The sequence below is a fragment of the Arthrobacter sp. NyZ413 genome (assembly GCF_049390645.1).
Lineage (GTDB): Bacteria > Actinomycetota > Actinomycetes > Actinomycetales > Micrococcaceae > Arthrobacter.
The window spans coordinates 4,038,418-4,059,119 of record NZ_CP155434.1 but is presented as its reverse complement, the minus strand read 5'-3'; the positions used below and the strand labels follow the sequence as shown (position 1 = coordinate 4,059,119).

Here is a 20,702-nt window from a genome sequence, read left to right as displayed (position 1 = left end):
ACATGGCACAACTGAGCGCCCGGGGCCTGACCCTCCAATACGAGCAGCGGCGCGTGGTCGAGGGGCTGTCAACCACCATCCCGGAAGGGAAGGTGACCATGATTGTCGGCGCCAACGCATGTGGAAAGTCCATCCTGCTCCGCGGCTTGTCGAGGCTCCTTAAGCCGAGTGCCGGCGTCGTCACCCTGGACGGCAAGGACATCCATTCCCGTCCGGCGCGTGAACTCGCGCGCATCCTCGGCCTCCTCCCGCAGCACCCCATCGCCCCGGACTGCATCACGGTCCGTGAGCTCGTAGGTCGCGGCCGGTATCCGCACCAAGGGTTCTTCCAGAGTTGGCGGACCGGCGACCAGTCCGAACATGACCTTGCAGTGGAGCGGGCCCTCGAGGCGACGTCGACACTCGAATTGGCCGGGCGAAACGTGGATGAATTGTCAGGAGGCCAGCGGCAGAGGGTGTGGATCGCCATGGCCCTCGCGCAGGAAACGGACGTCCTCCTCCTCGACGAACCCACCACATACCTCGACTTGGCGCACCAAGTGGAAGTGCTCGACCTCATCACGGACCTCAACCGGCGCCGCGGCACCACCGTGGCCATTGTGCTGCACGACCTCAACCTGGCAGCCCGCTACGCCGACCACGTGATCGCCATGAAATCGGGGGCAATTGTCGGCGAAGGCCCGGCGTCGCGAATCTTCACGGACGACCTGGTCCGCGACGTTTTCGGACTCGAGTCCCGCGTTGTCGCGGATCCGCTGTCCGGCACTCCACTCATTCTTCCCATCGGACGGCATCACACGGCCACCCCTTCGACGCCCGTTGAATTGGAGTTCGCGTCATGAATGCACATCCAGTAGCGGCATTGCGACGGGCGGCAACCGAGCCGATGACCCTCGCCTTCGACGTCACGGTCAGTGCGGTGCAGGACCTCACCCCGAATTTCCGCCGCATTACCTTCGGTGGATATTGCCTACGCGGGTTCGGCGTTTCCGGTGAAACCCTGGACTTGCGGATCAAGCTCATGATTCCGTCGCTTGACGACCAGGGGAACGTTTTGCCGTTGCCGGCTTTCGAAACCGGCGACGCCGGCTGGTACCAATCGTGGTTGGCCATGGCCCCCGCGGTCCGCGGCTCAATGCGCACTTACACCGTGCGGAACGAGAGGTTGGATGCCATTTATCCGGAGATCGACGTCGACTTCGTGATGCATTCCGACGGCGGTGCCCACGACGGCGGTCCGCGTCCCCCAGGTGACCCGCACTTCCCGGGCGGGCCGGCCGCGAATTGGGCGCTCGCCGCGAAACCCGGCGACTCCCTGACCATCATCGGCCCCAACAACCGGGCCGCCCATTGCATCACGGCGGAAACCTATTCGGGAATCGAGTGGCGGCCGGGCCTAGCCCAGAGAGTCCTCCTCGCCGGCGACGAAACAGCTGTACCGGCCATCAGCGCCATTCTGGAATCGTTGCCGGCCGGCATCACGGGCCACGCCTTCCTGGAAGTTCCCGAGGCCGGCGATTTCCAAGACGTTGCCACGGATGCCGATATCGAGGTCACGTGGCTTGCCCGCGGAGCATCGCCCGGCCGTGCCCGGGCCCACGGTGAACTGCTGAAAGCCGCCGTCCGGAGTGCGGTGCCCGCTCCCGGCTGGGTGGGTATCGTGCCGAGCGGCGGCGCCCCCGGCCCCGAGCCCGAGGACGTCAACGTGGAGCAGGACATCCTGTGGGAGACCCCGCTCCGAATGGATACGGCTGCCCTTGAAGCAAGCCGCAACCCCGGTATCCCCGCCGGCGCATTGCCGTTCTACGCCTGGATCGCGGGGGAGGCCGGCGTCATTAAGGACCTCCGGCGATACCTGGTCCGCGACGTTGGAATCGACCGCAAGCAAGTAGCGTTCATGGGCTATTGGCGCCAAGGGAAGGCCGAGCTGTAACCGGCGCGTGAGGTCTCCACGTGAGCGAGGGGCGAATTAACCTGGGCTTTGCCGGCGGGCAACCGGGCGGGTTTACGCTGGCGTCGTGGCCGGAAACGTGCTTCATGCAGACCAGAACGGACGACGGCGGTTTGTTGCCTTGGGCGATTCCTTCACCGAAGGCGTGGGGGACCGGAACAAGATCCTGCCGAACGGCGTCCGGGGTTGGGCCGACCGCGTCGCCGAGAAACTGGCGAAGGCCGAGCCGGGTTGGGAGTATGCCAACCTTGCGGTGCGCAGCAAGAGGCTCCACCACATTGTGGAGGAACAGTTGGACCGGGCGTTGGCCATGGAACCGACGCTCATCACGCTGTATGCGGGCGGCAACGACATCCTGGACTTCGGCACGGACATGGACCAACTCATGGCCGAATACGAAAAGCTGGTGGATCGCCTGGCGAGCACCGGCGCCACGTTGGTCTTGTTTACGGGTTACGACGTCAAGGTCTCGGCCGTCCTGGAGCCATTCAAGAAGCGCAACGCGATCTACAACGAACGCGTCCGCGAATTGGCGGTCAAATACGGGGCAGTGCTTGTGGACTATTGGTGCCTCGACGCCTACCACGACCGTCGGATGTGGGCGGCGGACCGGCTCCACATGTCCAAGGCCGGCCACAAATACATGGCGGCACAGGTCCTTGACCAACTTGGCGTGCCGCACAAATTCTCGCCAAAGGATTGGGAGCCGCCGCAACGGCTCAAGCTGCGCGAGTGGGAACGCCGCCAGCGTAAATGGATGAACGACTGGGTCATTCCGCTTTTCGGGCGCAAGCTTCGGGGCGTCACGCTCGGCGACAGCCTGAACCCGCGCTGGCCGGAACCCGTCAAGGTCCCGAGGAAGGCCGGGCTGCGGAAACTCGCCGAGCGCGCGGCGATAAGGGCGGTTGCGGGGGCGGGGGCACGCAAGTCTTCGGCCGCCGTCGGCCGCCGACCGGAAAGCAAAAGCCAAGAAAACGGGGGAACATGATCATGACCACGCACGCGCCACTTCGGTTTGTTGCCGTCGGGGATTCCTTTACCGAGGGTGTCGGCGACGTCGATCTCCGCCTTCCCAACGATTGCCGCGGCTGGGCGGACCGGGTTGCGGAGGAGTTGGCCAAGCACCAACCCGAGGTCCATTACGCCAACCTCGCCCTTCGCGGCCGTCGCCTCAAGCAGATCGTGGCCGAGCAGTTCGAGCCGGCGCTTGGCCTGGCGCCCACGCTTGTCAGTTTCCACGCCGGCGGCAACGACCTCCTTGGAGCACGGCTGGACATGCGCTCCTTGATCCGCGGTTTCGAGGACGCCGTTGCAAGGCTCGTGCAGACCGGCGCCAAGGTTGTTCTTTTCACTGAGTACAACGTGCCGCTCTCCCCGGTCCTCGAACCGCTCAAGCTGCGCAGCGCCGTTTTCAACAAGCATGTCCGGCGCATTTCGGCCGCTTACGGCACGCTCCTGGTGGATCATTGGTGCTTCGAAAAGTACCAGGACCGCCGCATGTGGGCTCCGGACCGCTTGCACATGTCCAGTCTTGGCCACGAATACATGGCCAAGAAAGTGCTCGAGGTTTTGGGCGCCGAACATTCCCTGGCGTCTCCGGCGCTGGCACGCCTTGAGCCGCGGAGCCGCGCCGGGATAATGCTCGACGACGCCGCGTGGCTCAGGCGGGACGTGGCACCGTGGCTTTCGCGCAGGTTCCGCGGCGTCTCCAGCGGGGATAACTTGAGTGCCCGCTGGCCCGCGCTCATGCCGCCGGTCATACCGGAACGTCTAGGTTCGCCGGCCAAGGACCTCGTAAGCCAAAAAATGTCCTTGGCGTGACGCCCGGCAGCCTGGTTGCGCCGTTTCCTAGTCTAAGAGGTGCAGTCTAAGAGGTTCAGTCCAGGAGGTTCTCAAAACCTTCGGACGCCGAGGTGACCGTGAATTCGATGATTTCGAAATCGGCCACTCCGTGGATGTAGAACGGATCCGTCGCCAAGGAAGCGTCCAGGGTTGCCCGGTCCACCTTTGACAGGAGCACGCCGCCGACGGCTGGAACGCGCCGCCCCGATGCGAGGAAAGTTCCGGCGTCGAACGCTTTTTTGACCCAATCCATGTGGGCCGGGCGGTGGTAATCGACGATCTCGTCGGGAACTTTGTATGTCAGGGAGACGACGAACATACGGTCAGCCTAGCAATTACGATGAACTCATGACCGAACCGCGCTGGCTCAATGCCGACGAACGCCGTGCCTGGCTGGCCCTCCTGAGCATCAACACCCTGTTGCCCGCGGCACTCGACACCCAACTGCAGGCCGCTGGCAAGCTCTCGCTCTTTGACTACAACGTGCTCGCCATGCTGTCCGAAGCCGAGGGGCGGTTCCTACCGATGAGCGAACTCGCGGCACGGACCAGTGCGTCGTTGTCGCGGTTGTCGCACGTGGTGACCAAGCTGCAGAAGCGTGGATGGGTGGAACGCGAAGCCCATCCCCGCGATGCCCGGGTCACCGTTGCCCACCTCACGCAGGCCGGAATGGACACTATCGTGTCTCTCGCCCCCGGGCACGTGGCGTCCGTCCGCGCTTTGATGCTGGACGCGATGACCGACGACGACGTCGCAGACCTCGCGCGGATCGGCGAGAAGATCGTGGCCCGCCTGGATGACGATCACTGGATCCTGCGCGAGAGCTGATCCCGGAGTGAGAGACTAACGCCATGGATTTTGCAGCCCGTTATGTAGCACTCGGAGACTCCTTCACGGAAGGCCTCGGCGACCCGGATCCTTCGCTTCCCAACGGCGTCAGGGGCTGGGCGGACCTCGTCGCCAGGCAACTTGCCGAAGGCAACGGTTCCTTTGGCTACGCCAACCTGGCCATCCGGGGCCGGAAGCTCCGGCAAGTCATGGCCGAACAGGTGGATGCCGCCGTCGCACTCCAACCGACGCTGGTGACGCTGTACGCCGGGGCCAACGATATCTTCCGTCCGAAAGTGGACATCGACCGGCTCATGGAAGACTACGAGGCGGGAATCGCGAAGCTCAGCGCCACCGGCGCCACGTTGCTCCTCTTTACCGGATTCGATGCCCGCAGCTCCAAAGTGTTCGGCACCATGCGCGGCCGGACGGCGATTTACAACGAACTAGTGCGGGAAATCGCCGAGAAGCATGGGGCGCTGCTGGTGGATTATTGGCGGTTCGGCGAGTACCACGACTGGCATATGTGGGCCGAAGACCGGATGCACATGTCCACTGCCGGCCACATCAACATGGCCAACCGGGTCTTGGCCGTCCTGGAACATGAAGGCTCCCTCGAGGTGCCGGCTCCGGTCAGCGTCCCCCAACCCGCCAAGGTAGCCGCGCTTCGCGCCAACGCCCGCTGGGCCCGGGAACACGCGGCGCCGTGGTTCGTTCGCCGAATCACGGGCAAGTCATCCGGCGACGGCCTCAGCCCGCGTTACCCGCAACTCATCGAACCCTAGCCAGCCTTCGACACAAGGCTCCGGAAGCCCGGCGTCGCGAGCAATCCGCCGTCGTTCCCGACCGCGAGGATGTCCACCTCCCAACGCGCGGAGGCCAAATCAAGGGTCTGGGGGCCGCCGGCCATGATTGCCGTGGCCAGGACATCGGCCGTGATGATGTCCGCCGCCGCGACGGAAACCTGGCTGAACCCGCCGCCGCGCCCGGGGCGGAGACCCGCAGTCCAGATGTGCTCGCCACGTTCGCTCGTTCCCGACGTCGCGAGCGCGTGCTTGGCGCTTTTGGCCGGGACGCTGCCGGCCAGGACGCTGCCAGCCAGCGGGTAGGCGGTCAGCAAGGCAGTCCGGTCGGCCGGATCCACGATGCCGGCCAACCACGCCCGCTCGGTACCTGGAATCGGCGAGCCCTCCACCAACACATCTCCGCCCGCGTTCAGGCACCAGTCCGTCAGGCCAAGCGCGCGCAGCGACGTCCCCGCCTCCCGTATCGCGTGGGCCTTGACGATGCCCGCCAGGTCCACGACGCCGTCGGGCCGCTCGGCGGTAAACGCGCCTTCCGTCAGGGTGCGCCACTCGGATGCCTCAACGTAGAGCCTGCGCATATCATCCGACGCGTCCCGCAAGGCGAGTTCCCCGCGTGCCATCGCGCTCGCCTCCGAATCGGGGCGATACAGGCTGAACGTCCGGTCCAGTTCCGCGAACAGCCGCTCGACGACGGCGGTGGCGGCCTCGAGCGCATCCTCCACAACGTGGGATTCCGGAAGTGTTGCCGGTATGGCGAGGCTCACCACGGTGCCCATGCTCGCGAAGGTGCGGGAACGAAGGCGCGGTTCGTGAGGGCTGCCTGCCGTGGTGCGGCCGCGGCCCTCAGCGCTGTGGGCGCCGCTGGAAGCGTCAGAAATTGGCTGCATCGAGGGCCGCCTGGAGAGACGTCAGGTACGCATCACTGGTAATGGTGGCACCACCGATGGTTTGGACGTTGGCCGATTGCGCGCTCAGCACCTCGGAACGGAGCAAAGGCGCCGCCCGGTTGCTGATCTGGACCGACCGCTGCTCTTCGTCGGTCAAATGGAGGGCCGTGACATCGGTGATGACTCCACCCTTGACCGTCACTTGAACCTGCACCGTGCCGAACCGTGTTTGCACGGAGGTCCCGGTGTACGTTCCGCCGGCCTTGGCCGAGGCGCCTGCCTTTGCGCTCGCTCCGGTGCCCGAGCTTGAGCTCGAACCGGATCCCGCGGTGGTTCCCGGCGACGAACCGGAGCTGGTCCCGGCGGCGGCGTCCGACGTCGTGCCCGTTCCGTTGCTACCGCCCCCGGCGGTTCCGCCGGCGCTTGAACCTCCAGTAGCGCCGCTGCTGGAAGACGTGGTGACTGTTGACGCGTTGGAGTCGGAGACGTGGGTGCCCGCTTGCCAACCGACAAGGAGGATTGCGGCCGAAGCCAGCGCTGAGGATATTCCTGCCCTGATTCTCACCAGTCGAACCTTTCGTAGTGGAGTTGTTCCTCGCGCACGCCCGAGCCCTTCGCTTCGGCGATCACTTCGCGGGCCCAAGCCGAGGGGCCGCAGATGTAGACGTCGGCGTCGGCGATGTCCGGGGCGTAATCCCTCAAGGTGGTGTGGGCCGCCGAGGCCGGTAACCACGCACTTCCCGGGAGGGGTGATCGCGGACCAATGAGATGGAATAGCGTCACGCCGCGTTTCCTGCACAGCTCCAGGATTTCGTCGTTGAGGAACAATTCCTCTTCGCTTCTGCCGCGCAGCAGGACCGTTGCCTGGCCCGGGGCGAACGGAGTGGATTCCAGGAGCGCGCGGAGCGGAGTGATTCCGATTCCCGCTCCGATCATGACAATGCGTTTCCGGCTTCGCGCCGCCGTGCTGAAGACACCATACGGACCTTCGATGGCAACCTTCGTACCCGGTTTGAGCGATGCCAATCGAGCCGATCCTTTGCCGAGGTTCCGGACTGTGATGCGCAGGACTTCCTGCCGCGGGTGCCTCCCTGGTACTGAGGGGACCACGTGCGGTTCCGCGGACAAACTGTAGGGGTGTGCTTGCCACCACATTCCCGGGGCGAGGAACCGCCACACGAAGAACCGTCCGCCGGTGCCGGACAGCTCATTCAGGCGCAAGCCGCTCATTTCGATGCTGACCACATCCGGCGCAACCCGAACCACGCGGCGAACCGTCAGTTGGTGACGGAAGGTGGCCATCGCGGGTTGGGCCACGCGGAACCACGCCAGGGCCGAACCCGTGGCGATGCACAGCAGCAGCCAGTACCACCGCTGCCACGTCCCCTCGGCGAACAGGCCGCCCACGCTGAATTGGTGGGGGATCGCCGTGCCGACCGCAACGTAAGTGAGGAGATGGATGACGTACCAGAACTCATAGGGAAAACGGCGCCGCACGGCCACCAGCGAGGTGACCACCACCGCGATGAACAGCGCCATCGCAACGAATGCCAACCACATATCCGGGACCAATACCCAGAGCGCGATCGCTTCGCTGACCGGATTGAGGCCCTCGGCCATGCCGTAGCCGATCGCAATGAAGATCCCGTGGGCTAGTAATAGGTATAGGGCGGGTTTACCCAGCTTCCGATGGAATTCCAACGCGCGATCGTGACCGACCGCGCCGTCCACGAACGGCAAGCGTGCTGCCAGGAGGAGCATCAGCAAGACGAGGTCCATGCCGGCAAGCCCGGCCAGGATCCCGACGGCGGTGATCGCCTGGGTCGGGTTGCTTATGGTCGAGAATCCGCCGTCGGCCAGCCAGAGGGAGAACGCGGCGGCGAGGGAGACCCAAAGGGCCACCGTGAGCATGTCCGTTCGGAACATGCGCCGCCGATGCTGTGCGGCGAATGGACCTTCGGGGCCCTTGGAAGTGCTCCTTCCCTTGGAAAATTCAGCGGACGCAGGTGGCCGGGCCGGGGGTGTGGCTGCCCGCTGCTCTGTAGAGGCAAGGAGTTCTGTCTTCATGGTTCAAGATTGAGGCGTCAACCTTTCGTTCTCCTGTGAAGGGGCTTGTGCGGGCTTAAGTCTTGGTGGGGGTTGACTTGCTTGGGCCCGGCGGTGTGGGCCCGGCGGTGTGCCGGGTCCGGTATGGCCGGGCCTTATACACCCGATTGGTCTTAATTTGTCCTAGCCCCTAGACTTGTTAGGCGCTAGGTGGCGCGGAGCGTGTGCAATTGCTCCGGTTTGCGGGATCTGTTGGCAACAATGGATCGTCCGTGGGCCGGTAGTTAGGGGCTCAAGTTGCGTGCATTCCTGTATTCGCCCAGTATCCCGGCTTGACGTCGGGAACCACTACCTTCGCCGCAGTGATGATTCAGTAAATGGATCCGTCGCGCGGGAACTACCGAAAAGCTGAGTGGACTGGTGGCGGACGTCGCCCGGCGCACGGAAGGCAGGAATTCTGCTGGCCGTTTTCATTCATTTCTTAGGAGAGTCGTCATGGCAGCACACTGCCAGGTGACCGGAGCCGAGCCGGGCTTTGGACACAGCATTTCGCACTCGCACCGCCGCAACAAGCGCCGGTTCGATCCCAACATCCAGAAGAAGCGCTACTGGGTTCCGTCCCTGCGCCGTAATGTCACGCTGACCCTGTCGGCCAAGGGCATCAAGACCATCGACGTTCGCGGCATCGACGCAGTCGTCGCCGACATCCTGGCTCGTGGGGTGAAGCTCTAATGGCAAAGGACAAGGACGTACGTCCGATCATCAAGCTGAAGTCGACCGCGGGCACGGGTTACACCTACGTCACGCGCAAGAACCGTCGTAACGACCCCGACCGTCTGGTCCTGAAGAAGTACGACCCCAAGATCCGCCAGCACGTCGAATTCCGAGAGGAGCGCTAAACATGGCTAAGAAGTCCAAGATTGCTCGCAACGAGCAGCGCAAGGTCATCGTTGAGCGCTACGCCGCCAAGCGTCTCGAACTGAAGAAGACCCTGGTTGACGCCAACGCAACCGACGAAGCACGCGAAGAGGCCCGCCTCGGCCTTCAGAAGCTGCCCCGCAACGCCTCCCCGGTCCGTCTGCGTAACCGCGACGTCATCGATGGCCGCCCGCGCGGTACCTTCCAGAAGTTCGGCATCTCCCGTGTTCGTTTCCGTGACATGGCACACAAGGGCGAACTCCCGGGCATCACCAAGTCTTCCTGGTAATCCAGAAGCCTTTCGAAAGGCCGGCAACCGTTTGGTTGCCGGCCTTTTTGGCTTTAAGCCGTTTCCGTCTCCGGAATAAGTGGTGCAGCACACAGCGCTGAATTACGACGCCGACGGCTGCCTTTTGTGCGGAAGCGCCCGTTTTTGCCGCGGATTGGCGGGGTTCTTGGCTCCCTGAGGGTGAATTTGCCTGCGGTCCTCGAGGTGTGTAGAGTAGTTCGAGTCGCCGCCGCTGATGCGGAAAAATAGCGACCGACCCCCTTGATAAACGGCCTGAAAATGGTGCGCTGACCAGTGTGCCTTGGACGGGTGGGGACCCCTCTGGAGCAGTGGATTGCGGTAACGCCGATTTGCTTGTTCCAGGCAGTTCGGGTAAGTTTGGGAAGTTGCTCCGGAGCGATCTTGGCCTGTGTGGTTGGGTGGTGTCGGGTGTGTCTGTTGTTTGAGAACTCAATAGTGTGCCAAGTTTGTTGATACCGATTGTTTTTTGAATTGGTTGTTTTGCCGGGCCTTGTCCGCCCCTGTGGGTGGGGTCTGGTTCAGCTGGTTTCAGATTTTGTGCAGCTGTTTTCGCCGTTGTTTCCGGTGGGGATGGTTGTGTCTGTTTTTGTTTTTTGACGGAGAGTTTGATCCTGGCTCAGGATGAACGCTGGCGGCGTGCTTAACACATGCAAGTCGAACGATGAAGCGGTGCTTGCACCGTGGATTAGTGGCGAACGGGTGAGTAACACGTGAGTAACCTGCCCTTGACTCTGGGATAAGCCTGGGAAACTGGGTCTAATACCGGATATGACTGCTCCGCGCATGCGGTGGTGGTGGAAAGCTTTTGTGGTTTTGGATGGACTCGCGGCCTATCAGCTTGTTGGTGGGGTAATGGCCTACCAAGGCGACGACGGGTAGCCGGCCTGAGAGGGTGACCGGCCACACTGGGACTGAGACACGGCCCAGACTCCTACGGGAGGCAGCAGTGGGGAATATTGCACAATGGGCGCAAGCCTGATGCAGCGACGCCGCGTGAGGGATGACGGCCTTCGGGTTGTAAACCTCTTTCAGTAGGGAAGAAGCGTAAGTGACGGTACCTGCAGAAGAAGCGCCGGCTAACTACGTGCCAGCAGCCGCGGTAATACGTAGGGCGCAAGCGTTATCCGGAATTATTGGGCGTAAAGAGCTCGTAGGCGGTTTGTCGCGTCTGCTGTGAAAGACCGGGGCTCAACTCCGGTTCTGCAGTGGGTACGGGCAGACTAGAGTGATGTAGGGGAGACTGGAATTCCTGGTGTAGCGGTGAAATGCGCAGATATCAGGAGGAACACCGATGGCGAAGGCAGGTCTCTGGGCATTAACTGACGCTGAGGAGCGAAAGCATGGGGAGCGAACAGGATTAGATACCCTGGTAGTCCATGCCGTAAACGTTGGGCACTAGGTGTGGGGGACATTCCACGTTTTCCGCGCCGTAGCTAACGCATTAAGTGCCCCGCCTGGGGAGTACGGCCGCAAGGCTAAAACTCAAAGGAATTGACGGGGGCCCGCACAAGCGGCGGAGCATGCGGATTAATTCGATGCAACGCGAAGAACCTTACCAAGGCTTGACATGGACTAGTAAAGCGCAGAGATGTGCTCCCCTCTTGAGGCTGGTTCACAGGTGGTGCATGGTTGTCGTCAGCTCGTGTCGTGAGATGTTGGGTTAAGTCCCGCAACGAGCGCAACCCTCGTTCTATGTTGCCAGCGGTTCGGCCGGGGACTCATAGGAGACTGCCGGGGTCAACTCGGAGGAAGGTGGGGACGACGTCAAATCATCATGCCCCTTATGTCTTGGGCTTCACGCATGCTACAATGGCCGGTACAAAGGGTTGCGATACTGTGAGGTGGAGCTAATCCCAAAAAGCCGGTCTCAGTTCGGATTGGGGTCTGCAACTCGACCCCATGAAGTCGGAGTCGCTAGTAATCGCAGATCAGCAACGCTGCGGTGAATACGTTCCCGGGCCTTGTACACACCGCCCGTCAAGTCACGAAAGTTGGTAACACCCGAAGCCGGTGGCCTAACCCTTGTGGGGGGAGCCGTCGAAGGTGGGACCGGCGATTGGGACTAAGTCGTAACAAGGTAGCCGTACCGGAAGGTGCGGCTGGATCACCTCCTTTCTAAGGAGCGCTGTGCATCGTTGTCCTGTTGGCCCTGTGGGGGTTGGCGGGGCGGGTGCCAGGTAGCAAGCCCGTTGCGCAGGCGGATGTTCTGCGGCGGGTGCTCATGGGTGGAATATCAACGAATCATTTTTGGTGGCATGGCTGTGTGGTCTGTGCCCTGGTGCTAGTACGACGCCTTTCCTTCGTTTTCGAAGGCGGGGGTGTGGGGAACGTGTCCGGGGTGTGGGTTGTGTGGTGGTGTTTGGTGCACTGTTGGGTCCTGAGGCAACAGGCCCTGCTGGTTTCCTTGTGTCTGTTCTGCGCGCGTGTGTGTGCGGGGCGGGTGTGGGGGGTGGTGGGTGTTGTTTCTGGTTTCCTGGTCTTGTGCCTGTCCTGCGTGTGTGGGGTGGGTGCGGGGTACGGGGTTGTTGTTTGAGAACTACATAGTGGACGCGAGCATCTTGTAAAGCAATTTTGTTTTTGATGTTGAACCTGGTTTTTTCCGGGTTCTCTCGAGAATGTTTTTTGATCTGTGTGGTCAAGTTTTTAAGGGCGCACGGTGGATGCCTTGGCATCAGGAGCCGAAGAAGGACGTAGGAATCTGCGATAAGCCTGGGGGAGTTGATAACCGAACGGTGATCCCAGGATGTCCGAATGGGGAAACCCCGCCAGAGGCTTTCGGGTGATCTGGTGACCCGCATCTGAACACATAGGGTGCGTGGGGGGAACGCGGGGAAGTGAAACATCTCAGTACCCGCAGGAAGAGAAAACAAGAGTGATTCCGTTAGTAGTGGCGAGCGAACGCGGATCAGGCTAAACCGTTTCATGTGTGATAGCCGGCGGGCGTTGCATGGGCGGGGTTGTGGGACTTTGCGTGTTGGTTCTGCCGGACCGGCGAGGTGTGTGTGCAGGCATAGGTGAACGGTCTTGAAAGGCCGGCCGGAGAGGGTGTGAGCCCCGTAACCGTAATGTTGTGTGCCGCTTGTGGAGTATCCCGAGTAGCACGGGGCCCGAGAAATCCCGTGTGAATCTGTCAGGACCACCTGATAAGCCTAAATACTTCCTGATGACCGATAGCGGACCAGTACCGTGAGGGAAAGGTGAAAAGTACCCCGGGAGGGGAGTGAAATAGTACCTGAAACCGTGTGCTTACAATCCGTCAGAGCCTCCTTGTTGGGGTGATGGCGTGCCTTTTGAAGAATGAGCCTGCGAGTTAGTGTTACGTCGCGAGGTTAACCCGTGTGGGGTAGCCGTAGCGAAAGCGAGTCTGAACAGGGCGAGTGTAGTGGCGTGATCTAGACCCGAAGCGGAGTGATCTACCCATGGCCAGGTTGAAGCGACGGTAAGACGTCGTGGAGGACCGAACCCACTTCAGTTGAAAATGGAGGGGATGAGCTGTGGGTAGGGGTGAAAGGCCAATCAAACTCCGTGATAGCTGGTTCTCCCCGAAATGCATTTAGGTGCAGCGTTGCGTGTTTCTTGCCGGAGGTAGAGCTACTGGATGGCCGATGGGCCCTACAAGGTTACTGACGTCAGCCAAACTCCGAATGCCGGTAAGTGAGAGCGTAGCAGTGAGACTGTGGGGGATAAGCTTCATAGTCGAGAGGGAAACAGCCCAGACCACCAACTAAGGCCCCTAAGCGTGTGCTAAGTGGGAAAGGATGTGGAGTTGCTTAGACAACCAGGAGGTTGGCTTAGAAGCAGCCATCCTTGAAAGAGTGCGTAATAGCTCACTGGTCAAGTGATTCCGCGCCGACAATGTAGCGGGGCTCAAGTACACCGCCGAAGTTGTGGCATTCACATGGTTTCCAAGCCTTCGTGGTTCAGGAGTGTGGATGGGTAGGGGAGCGTCGTGTGGGCGGTGAAGTCGCGGTGTGAACCAGCGGTGGAGCCTACACGAGTGAGAATGCAGGCATGAGTAGCGAAAGACGGGTGAGAAACCCGTCCGCCGGATGATCAAGGGTTCCAGTGTCAAGCTAATCTGCCCTGGGTAAGTCGGGACCTAAGGCGAGGCCGACAGGCGTAGTCGATGGACAACGGGTTGATATTCCCGTACCGGCGAAGAACCGCCCATGCCAAGCGGGGGATACTAACCGCCCGGAGCCTGCCCTAGCACCCTTGTGGTGTGTGGGTTTTGGCCGAGCGCGGGACCTGATCCCGGGAGGCAAGCGTATTAACAGGTGTGACGCAGGAAGGTAGCCGGGCCGGGCGATGGTTGCCCCGGTCTAAGGATGTAGGGTCAGCGATAGGCAAATCCGTCGCTGTGTCTTGGATGACGTGCCTGAGATCTGATGGGACTCCCGCGAGGGGGGATCCGGTGATCCTATGCTGCCGAGAAAAGCATCGACGCGAGGTTTTAGCCGCCCGTACCCCAAACCGACACAGGTGATCAGGTAGAGAATACCAAGGCGATCGAGAGAATTATGGTTAAGGAACTCGGCAAAATGCCCCCGTAACTTCGGGAGAAGGGGGGCCCTGACCTTGAACCGCGCGTGCCGCGGGGAGGGGGTAGGGGCCGCAGAGACCAGGGGGAAGCGACTGTTTACTAAAAACACAGGTCCGTGCGAAGTCGCAAGACGATGTATACGGACTGACTCCTGCCCGGTGCTGGAAGGTTAAGAGGACCGGTTAGCCGCAAGGCGAAGCTGAGAATTTAAGCCCCAGTAAACGGCGGTGGTAACTATAACCATCCTAAGGTAGCGAAATTCCTTGTCGGGTAAGTTCCGACCTGCACGAATGGAGTAACGACTTCCCCGCTGTCTCAACCATAAACTCGGCGAAATTGCAGTACGAGTAAAGATGCTCGTTACGCGCAGCAGGACGGAAAGACCCCGAGACCTTTACTATAGTTTGGTATTGGTGTTCGGAGTGGCTTGTGTAGGATAGGTGGGAGACGTTGAAGCTGTCACGCCAGTGGCGGTGGAGTCATCGTTGAAATACCACTCTGGTCACTTTGGACATCTAACTTCGGCCCGTGATCCGGGTCAGGGACAGTGCCTGATGGGTAGTTTAACTGGGGCGGTTGCCTCCTAAAAAGTAACGGAGGCGCCCAAAGGTTCCCTCAGCCTGGTTGGCAATCAGGTGTCGAGTGTAAGTGCACAAGGGAGCTTGACTGTGAGAGAGACATCTCAAGCAGGGACGAAAGTCGGGACTAGTGATCCGGCGGTACATTGTGGAATGGCCGTCGCTCAACGGATAAAAGGTACCTCGGGGATAACAGGCTGATCTTGCCCAAGAGTCCATATCGACGGCATGGTTTGGCACCTCGATGTCGGCTCGTCGCATCCTGGGGCTGGAGTAGGTCCCAAGGGTTGGGCTGTTCGCCCATTAAAGCGGTACGCGAGCTGGGTTTAGAACGTCGTGAGACAGTTCGGTCCCTATCCGCTGCGCGCGCAGGAAATTTGAGAAGGGCTGTCCTTAGTACGAGAGGACCGGGACGGACGAACCTCTGGTGTGTCAGTTGTACTGCCAAGTGCACCGCTGATTAGCTACGTTCGGATGGGATAACCGCTGAAAGCATCTAAGCGGGAAGCTCGCTTCAAGATGAGATTTCCACCCACCACGAGTGGGGAAGGCCCCCAGCCAGACCACTGGGTTGATAGGCCGGATGTGGAAGACAGGACCAACGACTGTTGAAGCTGACCGGTACTAATAGGCCAACGACTTACACCACACACCACCCCCGACACACGGGGTGTGGGACTTTACACTGCTTGCGTCCACTATGTGGTTCCCGAACAACAACCCGGGAACACCAACACAACATAACCGAATAATCGAATAATCGAATAACTGAATAACAACACCACTTGTTGTAACCCAAGAACTTCCCACCCACCCCCACACCAGGGGCGGGACGGGTACAAAGGTTACGGCGGTCATAGCGTGGGGGAAACGCCCGGTCCCATTCCGAACCCGGAAGCTAAGACCCACAGCGCCGATGGTACTGCACCCGGGAGGGTGTGGGAGAGTAGGACACCGCCGGACAACACTCCAAATGGTCGAGACCCCCACACCCCGGTGTGGGGGTCTCCCACGTAACCACCACACACCCAGGGCGAGCGCCCCGGGTATGAACCGGCGTCCCGAAAAAACGGCCCCGCATGTGAGCCGGCGTCCCGAAAAAACGGCCCCGCATGTGAGCCGGCGTCCCGAAAAAACGGCCCCGCATGTGAGCCGGCGTCCCGAAAAAACGGCCCGGGATGTGAGCCGGCGTCCCGGGAATGCAGCCCGGACCTGAGCCGGCGTCCCGGGAAGCCCGCCCTGGATGTGTGCGCGGGAGTTCGCCGGGGGCGGAAAAGGGGCCCCAAACCGCCCAAAATGGGGTGAATTTGGTCAAAAAGGCGCGGAAACACGCGGAATTTGCTGGCCGTGCGGGCCCAAGCTGGTAAGTTTTCGAACAGTGGCTCACGCGCATGCCGTGTGTGGGCTCCAAAATCGTAAAGTCCAGGAGGACACAAATGGCTAAGAACCGTAGCGAACTGGTTTCCGAGGTAGCTGGCAAGGCTGGCACCAGCCAGGCTGCAGTCAACTCCGTGCTTGATGCACTGTTCGAAGTTTTCGAGACTTCTGTCGCCGCTGGCGAAAAGATCACCATTCCGGGCTGGCTGGCCGTCGAGCGCACCGACCGCGCTGCACGCACCGGCCGCAACCCCCAGACCGGTGAGACCATCCAGATCGCAGCCGGCCACAGCGTCAAGCTGACCGCTGGCTCGAAGCTGAAGGCAGCTGTCGCCAAGAAGTAGTACTTCGGCGAATGCCTCAGGAGGGCGGCGACCTACGGGTTGCCGCCCTCCTGCTTTAAGCGTCCGATTCGCGGCACCGCCATGCTTAGCGGACAATGGATAGGTGCCATCTGCCAAGACTCCAGCCACCGCCCCTTCGCCCGCCTCCAAGCCTGGGACGCGGGCAGGCGCCGCCGTGGATGGAATCTCCGTACCGTGGCAGCTGGCCGGCTTCGCTGTGTTGCTCCTGGCCCTTGTGGGTGCCTTGATCTTCTCGGGCGCCTCAAGTGCCAGCCAGGTTTCGGATCCGGGCGCGTTGGTGCGTTGGGGCCTTCCTGTGGCGAAATCCATCCAGAACATCTCGGTGGCCACTGTGATTGGCGGTTTGATCTTCGCCGTGGCCATCCTGCCGAGGTACGCGTCACGGTCGAAGGACAACGAAGAGCACCCGGCGTTCGCCCGGGCATTGGGCGTAGCGGCCGCCGCGGGCGCGGTCTGGACGCTTTCCGCCGTCGCGGTTCTCGTCTTCACTTATGCGGACATCGCCGGCCAAGGCATTTCCGGCGGCCCGGAATTCACCGCGTCACTGGTCTACTTCATGACGGACATCCAGACCGGGCAGGCATGGCTCGCCGTCACGATCATCGCCGCAATCGTCACCACGGCCCTCTTCGGCGTCCGTTCGCTGGCTGGCCTGGCATTGACCTTGATCCTGGCTATCGGCGGGCTTGTGCCCATGGCCTTGATCGGGCACTCCGCCAGCTCAAGCGATCACGAAGGCGCCATCAACTCCCTTGGCCTCCACATCGTGGGCGTATCCACGTGGGTTGGCGGCATCATCATGCTCGCCATCTTGTCGCGCCTCCTTCCCGGTGCCAAGGCAACGGGGAGCAAAGGACCCGGCACCAAGGACATCACCGAGCAGACGCTCCGCCGTTTTTCGTCATTGGCGGGTTTCGCCTTCGTCCTCGTCTTTGCCTCGGGCGTCGTCAACGCGAGCATCCGGGTCAACACTTTCTCGGCCCTCGTCGGTACTCCCTACGGACAGATCATCCTCGCAAAAGCATTTGCGACTGTGGTGCTTGGCGGGATCGGCTTCATGCACCGGCAATGGGTGATCCCGCAGCTGGGCCGTAAGTCGATGACAACGCGCCGCGTCCTGTGGCAGCTCATCCTCGTGGAACTTCTCGTCATGGGCGCGACGTCGGGACTCGCCGTCGCGCTGAGCAGCTCGGCGCCGCCGCAGCCCACTACTTACGCGCCTGATGCTTCGCCCGCGTTCATCTTGTCCGGTTACGAATTGCCTCCGGAGCCGACGCTGGCGCGCTGGCTGACTGAGTGGCGTTTCGACTGGCTCTGGGTGGCGGTGGCCCTCTTTGGCGCCGCGAGCTACATCCTCGGCGTCATCAAAGTCCGCAGTCGCGGCGATTCCTGGTCCTGGTTCCGGACCGTTCTTTGGCTGGTCGGCCTGGTTGTGTTGACGTACATCACGTCCGGCCCGCCGTCGGTCTACGGGCGCGTGCTGTTCTCGGCGCACATGGTGGACCATATGGCCCTGACCATGGTGGCCCCGCTGTTCCTGGTCCTGGGCTCGCCGGTGACACTGGCGCTGCGCGCCCTGCCGACCCGTGGCGAAGGCGCCAGGGGCGACGGCTCACGCGGGCTCCGCGAGTGGCTGCTGGTTTTCGTGCACTCGAAGTTCTCCCAAGTGGTTACGCACCCCCTGTTCGCCGCGGCGAACTTCGCGGGCTCCATTGTCCTGTTCTATTACTCGGACGCCTTCGGTTGGGCCATGCGCGACCATGTGGGCCACGAGCTCATGAACCTCCATTTCACGCTCACCGGCTACATTTTCGTCCTCACCATGATCGGCACGGATCCGCTGCCACGCCGGGCGCCGTACCCCATGAGGCTGCTGCTCCTGCTCGCGACCATGGGTTTCCACGCGTTCTTCGGTGTATCGATCATGGGCGGCACTGGCCTGCTCGCGGCGGACTACTTCGGCAACCTCGGCCGGACCTGGGGTCCGTCAGCCTTGGTTGACCAGCAAACGGGTGGTGCCATCGCGTGGGGGATCGGCGAGGTGCCCACCTTGCTGGTGGCGATCGGCGTCGCGGTGATGTGGTCCCGCTCGGATGAGCGCGAGACGAAACGCACCGACCGCGCGGCCGACCGGAATAACAACGCAGAACTGAACGCTTACAACGATATGTTTGCGCGGCTCGCAGACCGCGACGCCAAAATGGCTGGCCGGGACGTGAAGCAGCCGGAAAGCAAAACCAACCTGGAAGGACGCTGATGAGCGAAACCGTACGCACCCAACTGCGTGTCCGCGCTTCTGAACTGGTGGGCCGCGGCTGGCTCAACACCGGTGGGAAGTCCCTGGACCTGGAAGCGCTGCGCGGCAAGATCGTGCTGCTGGACTTCTGGACCTTCTGCTGCATCAACTGCCTGCACGTCCTGGACGAATTGCGTCCGCTCGAGGAAAAGTACTCCGACGTCCTGGTGACCGTCGGCGTCCACTCTCCGAAATTCGAACACGAGGCCGATCCCGTGGCCCTCGCGTCCGCTGTTGAGCGCTACGAAATCCACCACCCCGTGCTGGACGATCCCGAGCTCGCCACGTGGAAGGCGTACACGGCGCGTGCATGGCCCACCCTCGTGGTGGTCGATCCCGAGGGGTACATCGTTGCGCACCTCTCCGGCGAAGGGCACGCAGACGGGCTCGCTGTGCTCCTTGAGGAGCTGGTGGCCGAGCACGACGCCAAGGGGACCCTCCACCGCGGCGACGGCCCCTACGTGGCTCCCGTGCCGACGTCGGGCACTTTGCGCTTCCCCGGCAAGGCGACCCAGCTCGCCAACGGCAACTACCTCGTGGTCGACTCGGGGCACCACCGGCTGGTGGAGCTGCGACCCGACCTCAAGACCGTGGAACGGGTCATCGGCGCGGGCACGAAGGGCTACCTCGACGGCCAGGCTGAACTCGCGCAGTTCAACGAACCGCAGGGCGTGGCGGTACTTCCGTCCGAACTCGCGTGGAAGCTCGGTTACGAGGCCGTGGTGGCCGATACGGTGAACCACCGCCTCCGCGGCGTGACGCTCAGCTCCGGTTACGTGCAGACCGTCGCGGGCAACGGCGTACAGCGCCTGCTCGACGCCGGGCCCGCCCGGGTGACGGAAAGCGGCGCCGGCGTATGGGCGGAACATCCCGACGGCGGTCCGGCCGACTTTGCGGCCGACGCGATCGACGTCGGGGTGCTGGGGCTGGGGACCGGTGTGTCCTTGTCCTCGCCGTGGGACGTCGTCTGGAGCGAGAAGCTGCAGCGCGTGGTCATCGCGATGGCCGGCACGCACCAGATCTTCGCTTTCGAGCCGCTGAGCGGTGAAGTGTCTATCCTGGCTGGTTCGGGGCTCGAGGGCCTGCTGGACGGTCCGGCCGAGGAAGCCTGGTTCGCGCAGCCTTCCGGTGTGGCCGTTGATGCTGACGACAACATTTGGGTTGCGGACTCCGAGACCTCGGCATTGCGCCGCTTGGTGGTTGGCGAAGCCGGCGTGTCCGTGGAGACAGCCGTCGGCAAGGGGCTCTTCGACTTCGGGTTCCGCGACGGCGAGGCCACCGAAGCCCGGTTGCAGCACCCCTTGGGCGTGACGGTGCTCCCGGACGGTTCCGTGGCCCTCGCGGACACCTACAACGGTGCCGTTCGCCGCTACGATCCCACGACCAAGACGGTTTCCACCTTGGCGAGGGGCCTCGCTGAGCCGAGTGACGTCGTCGTGGTCTACCCGGAAAGCGGGGACCCGCTGCTCGTGGTGGTCGAATCGAACAAGCACGAACTGGTCCTGGTCCCCATTCCCAAGGAAGCGCAGCAGGTGGACGAGGGAGCCTCTCAGACCCATCGACCGAAGAGCCCTGTGGCGCCCGGGAACCTGGATCTCACCGTGCGGTTCAAGGCGCCGACCGGGCAGAAACTGGATGATCGCTGGGGCGATCCCACGCAGTTGAAGATTTCCTCGACGCCGCCCGAGCTGCTGGTTTCCGGCGGCGGGACGTCCGTGGGGTTGCTGCGGACCCTCGAGTTGTCCGCTGACGTCCCCGAAGGGATCCTGCACATCACCGCCCGGGCGGCCGCGTGCGACGGCCCCGAAACCGAGGACGGCGAGATTCCCGACCACGCCGCGTGCCACCTGTACCAGCAGGACTGGGGCATCCCGGTGGTCCTTCAGGCCGATGGCGATACGAGCCTGGTGCTTGACCTGCGCGGAATGGACTAGGCGGGGACGCTGCGACTGGGG

The 20,702-nt window shown here is 62.4% G+C and carries 16 protein-coding genes and 3 rRNA genes; 15 read left to right on the top strand and 4 right to left on the bottom strand.

The window, feature by feature from the left end:
• Positions 1-2: 2 nt before the first annotated feature.
• The 4 genes from ABCW42_RS18945 to ABCW42_RS18930 all read left to right on the top strand — a co-directional run bounded on the left by ABCW42_RS18945 (position 3) and on the right by ABCW42_RS18930 (position 3,772).
• Entirely contained in the window at positions 3-842 is an 840-nt protein-coding gene (locus ABCW42_RS18945; RefSeq protein ID WP_423182636.1) for an ABC transporter ATP-binding protein, read from the top strand.
• Positions 839-1,933, top strand: coding sequence for a siderophore-interacting protein (locus ABCW42_RS18940; protein ID WP_423182635.1), 1,095 nt, complete (start codon positions 839-841; stop codon positions 1,931-1,933). Before ABCW42_RS18945 ends, ABCW42_RS18940 begins: the two co-directional genes overlap by 4 nt.
• Positions 1,934-2,018: 85 nt before the next feature.
• Positions 2,019-2,939, top strand: coding sequence for an SGNH/GDSL hydrolase family protein (locus ABCW42_RS18935; RefSeq protein ID WP_423182634.1), 921 nt, complete (start codon positions 2,019-2,021; stop codon positions 2,937-2,939).
• Positions 2,940-2,941: 2 nt separating this feature from the next.
• The gene (locus ABCW42_RS18930; RefSeq protein WP_423182633.1) at positions 2,942-3,772 is read left to right on the top strand and encodes an SGNH/GDSL hydrolase family protein; all 831 of its coding nucleotides are present in this window, start codon (positions 2,942-2,944) and stop codon (positions 3,770-3,772) included.
• A 55-nt stretch (positions 3,773-3,827) separates the two neighbouring features.
• Here the strand turns inward: ABCW42_RS18930 and ABCW42_RS18925 are convergent, their stop codons facing one another.
• The gene (locus tag ABCW42_RS18925; RefSeq protein WP_423182632.1) at positions 3,828-4,112 is read right to left on the bottom strand and encodes a YciI family protein; all 285 of its coding nucleotides are present in this window, start codon (positions 4,110-4,112) and stop codon (positions 3,828-3,830) included.
• A gap of 29 nt (positions 4,113-4,141) precedes the next feature.
• On the opposite strand from ABCW42_RS18925, the gene ABCW42_RS18920 reads away from it, so the two are divergent.
• Together ABCW42_RS18920 and ABCW42_RS18915 are read left to right on the top strand one after the other, a co-directional pair.
• Positions 4,142-4,621 carry a MarR family winged helix-turn-helix transcriptional regulator gene (locus ABCW42_RS18920; protein ID WP_133206483.1) on the top strand — a complete coding sequence of 160 codons (480 nt, stop codon included), beginning with the start codon at positions 4,142-4,144 and terminating at the stop codon, positions 4,619-4,621.
• 23 nt (positions 4,622-4,644) lie between these two features.
• Positions 4,645-5,406: an SGNH/GDSL hydrolase family protein gene (locus ABCW42_RS18915; protein ID WP_423182631.1), complete on the top strand. Its 762-nt coding sequence runs from the start codon at positions 4,645-4,647 to the stop codon at positions 5,404-5,406.
• Here the strand turns inward: ABCW42_RS18915 and ABCW42_RS18910 are convergent.
• The 3 genes from ABCW42_RS18910 to ABCW42_RS18900 form a co-directional block, all read right to left on the bottom strand.
• On the bottom strand, positions 5,403-6,203 hold the full coding sequence (locus tag ABCW42_RS18910; RefSeq protein WP_423184950.1) for an FAD:protein FMN transferase: 801 nt from the start codon (positions 6,201-6,203) through the stop codon (positions 5,403-5,405). The two genes, ABCW42_RS18915 and ABCW42_RS18910, sit on opposite strands and share 4 nt — an antisense overlap.
• Before the next feature lie 94 nt (positions 6,204-6,297).
• Positions 6,298-6,879, bottom strand: coding sequence for an FMN-binding protein (locus ABCW42_RS18905; RefSeq protein ID WP_423182630.1), 582 nt, complete (start codon positions 6,877-6,879; stop codon positions 6,298-6,300).
• Positions 6,876-8,240, bottom strand: a complete 1,365-nt coding sequence (locus tag ABCW42_RS18900) for a ferredoxin reductase family protein (RefSeq protein ID WP_423182629.1) — start codon at positions 8,238-8,240, stop codon at positions 6,876-6,878. Before ABCW42_RS18900 ends, ABCW42_RS18905 begins: the two co-directional genes overlap by 4 nt.
• A 615-nt stretch (positions 8,241-8,855) precedes the next feature.
• Between ABCW42_RS18900 and rpmB the strand changes: the two genes are divergently transcribed.
• The 9 genes from rpmB to ABCW42_RS18855 all read left to right on the top strand — a co-directional run bounded on the left by rpmB (position 8,856) and on the right by ABCW42_RS18855 (position 20,681).
• Complete coding sequence (gene rpmB / locus ABCW42_RS18895; protein WP_045075827.1) at positions 8,856-9,092, top strand: 50S ribosomal protein L28; 237 nt, start codon at positions 8,856-8,858, stop codon at positions 9,090-9,092.
• Positions 9,092-9,259 carry a 50S ribosomal protein L33 gene (gene rpmG / locus ABCW42_RS18890; protein WP_003798558.1) on the top strand — a complete coding sequence of 56 codons (168 nt, stop codon included), beginning with the start codon at positions 9,092-9,094 and terminating at the stop codon, positions 9,257-9,259. The genes rpmB and rpmG overlap by 1 nt, the downstream gene beginning before the upstream one ends.
• Positions 9,260-9,261: 2 nt before the next feature.
• The gene (gene rpsN, locus ABCW42_RS18885; RefSeq protein ID WP_133206479.1) at positions 9,262-9,567 is read left to right on the top strand and encodes a 30S ribosomal protein S14; all 306 of its coding nucleotides are present in this window, start codon (positions 9,262-9,264) and stop codon (positions 9,565-9,567) included.
• A gap of 614 nt (positions 9,568-10,181) precedes the next feature.
• Positions 10,182-11,703, top strand: a 16S ribosomal RNA gene (locus tag ABCW42_RS18880).
• A 518-nt stretch (positions 11,704-12,221) separates the two neighbouring features.
• A 23S ribosomal RNA gene (locus ABCW42_RS18875) occupies positions 12,222-15,358 on the top strand.
• A gap of 197 nt (positions 15,359-15,555) precedes the next feature.
• Positions 15,556-15,672: ribosomal RNA gene (gene rrf, locus ABCW42_RS18870) — 5S ribosomal RNA — on the top strand.
• Together the 16S, 23S and 5S rRNA genes form the textbook arrangement of a ribosomal RNA operon.
• A gap of 473 nt (positions 15,673-16,145) precedes the next feature.
• A complete protein-coding gene (locus ABCW42_RS18865) occupies positions 16,146-16,430 on the top strand; it encodes an HU family DNA-binding protein (protein WP_133204847.1) in 285 nt (94 codons plus the stop codon).
• 103 nt (positions 16,431-16,533) lie between these two features.
• Positions 16,534-18,708: a cytochrome c oxidase assembly protein gene (locus tag ABCW42_RS18860; protein WP_423182628.1), complete on the top strand. Its 2,175-nt coding sequence runs from the start codon at positions 16,534-16,536 to the stop codon at positions 18,706-18,708.
• Positions 18,708-20,681, top strand: a complete 1,974-nt coding sequence (locus tag ABCW42_RS18855; protein WP_423182627.1) for an NHL domain-containing thioredoxin family protein — start codon at positions 18,708-18,710, stop codon at positions 20,679-20,681. The genes ABCW42_RS18860 and ABCW42_RS18855 overlap by 1 nt, the downstream gene beginning before the upstream one ends.
• Positions 20,682-20,702 lie beyond the last annotated feature (21 nt).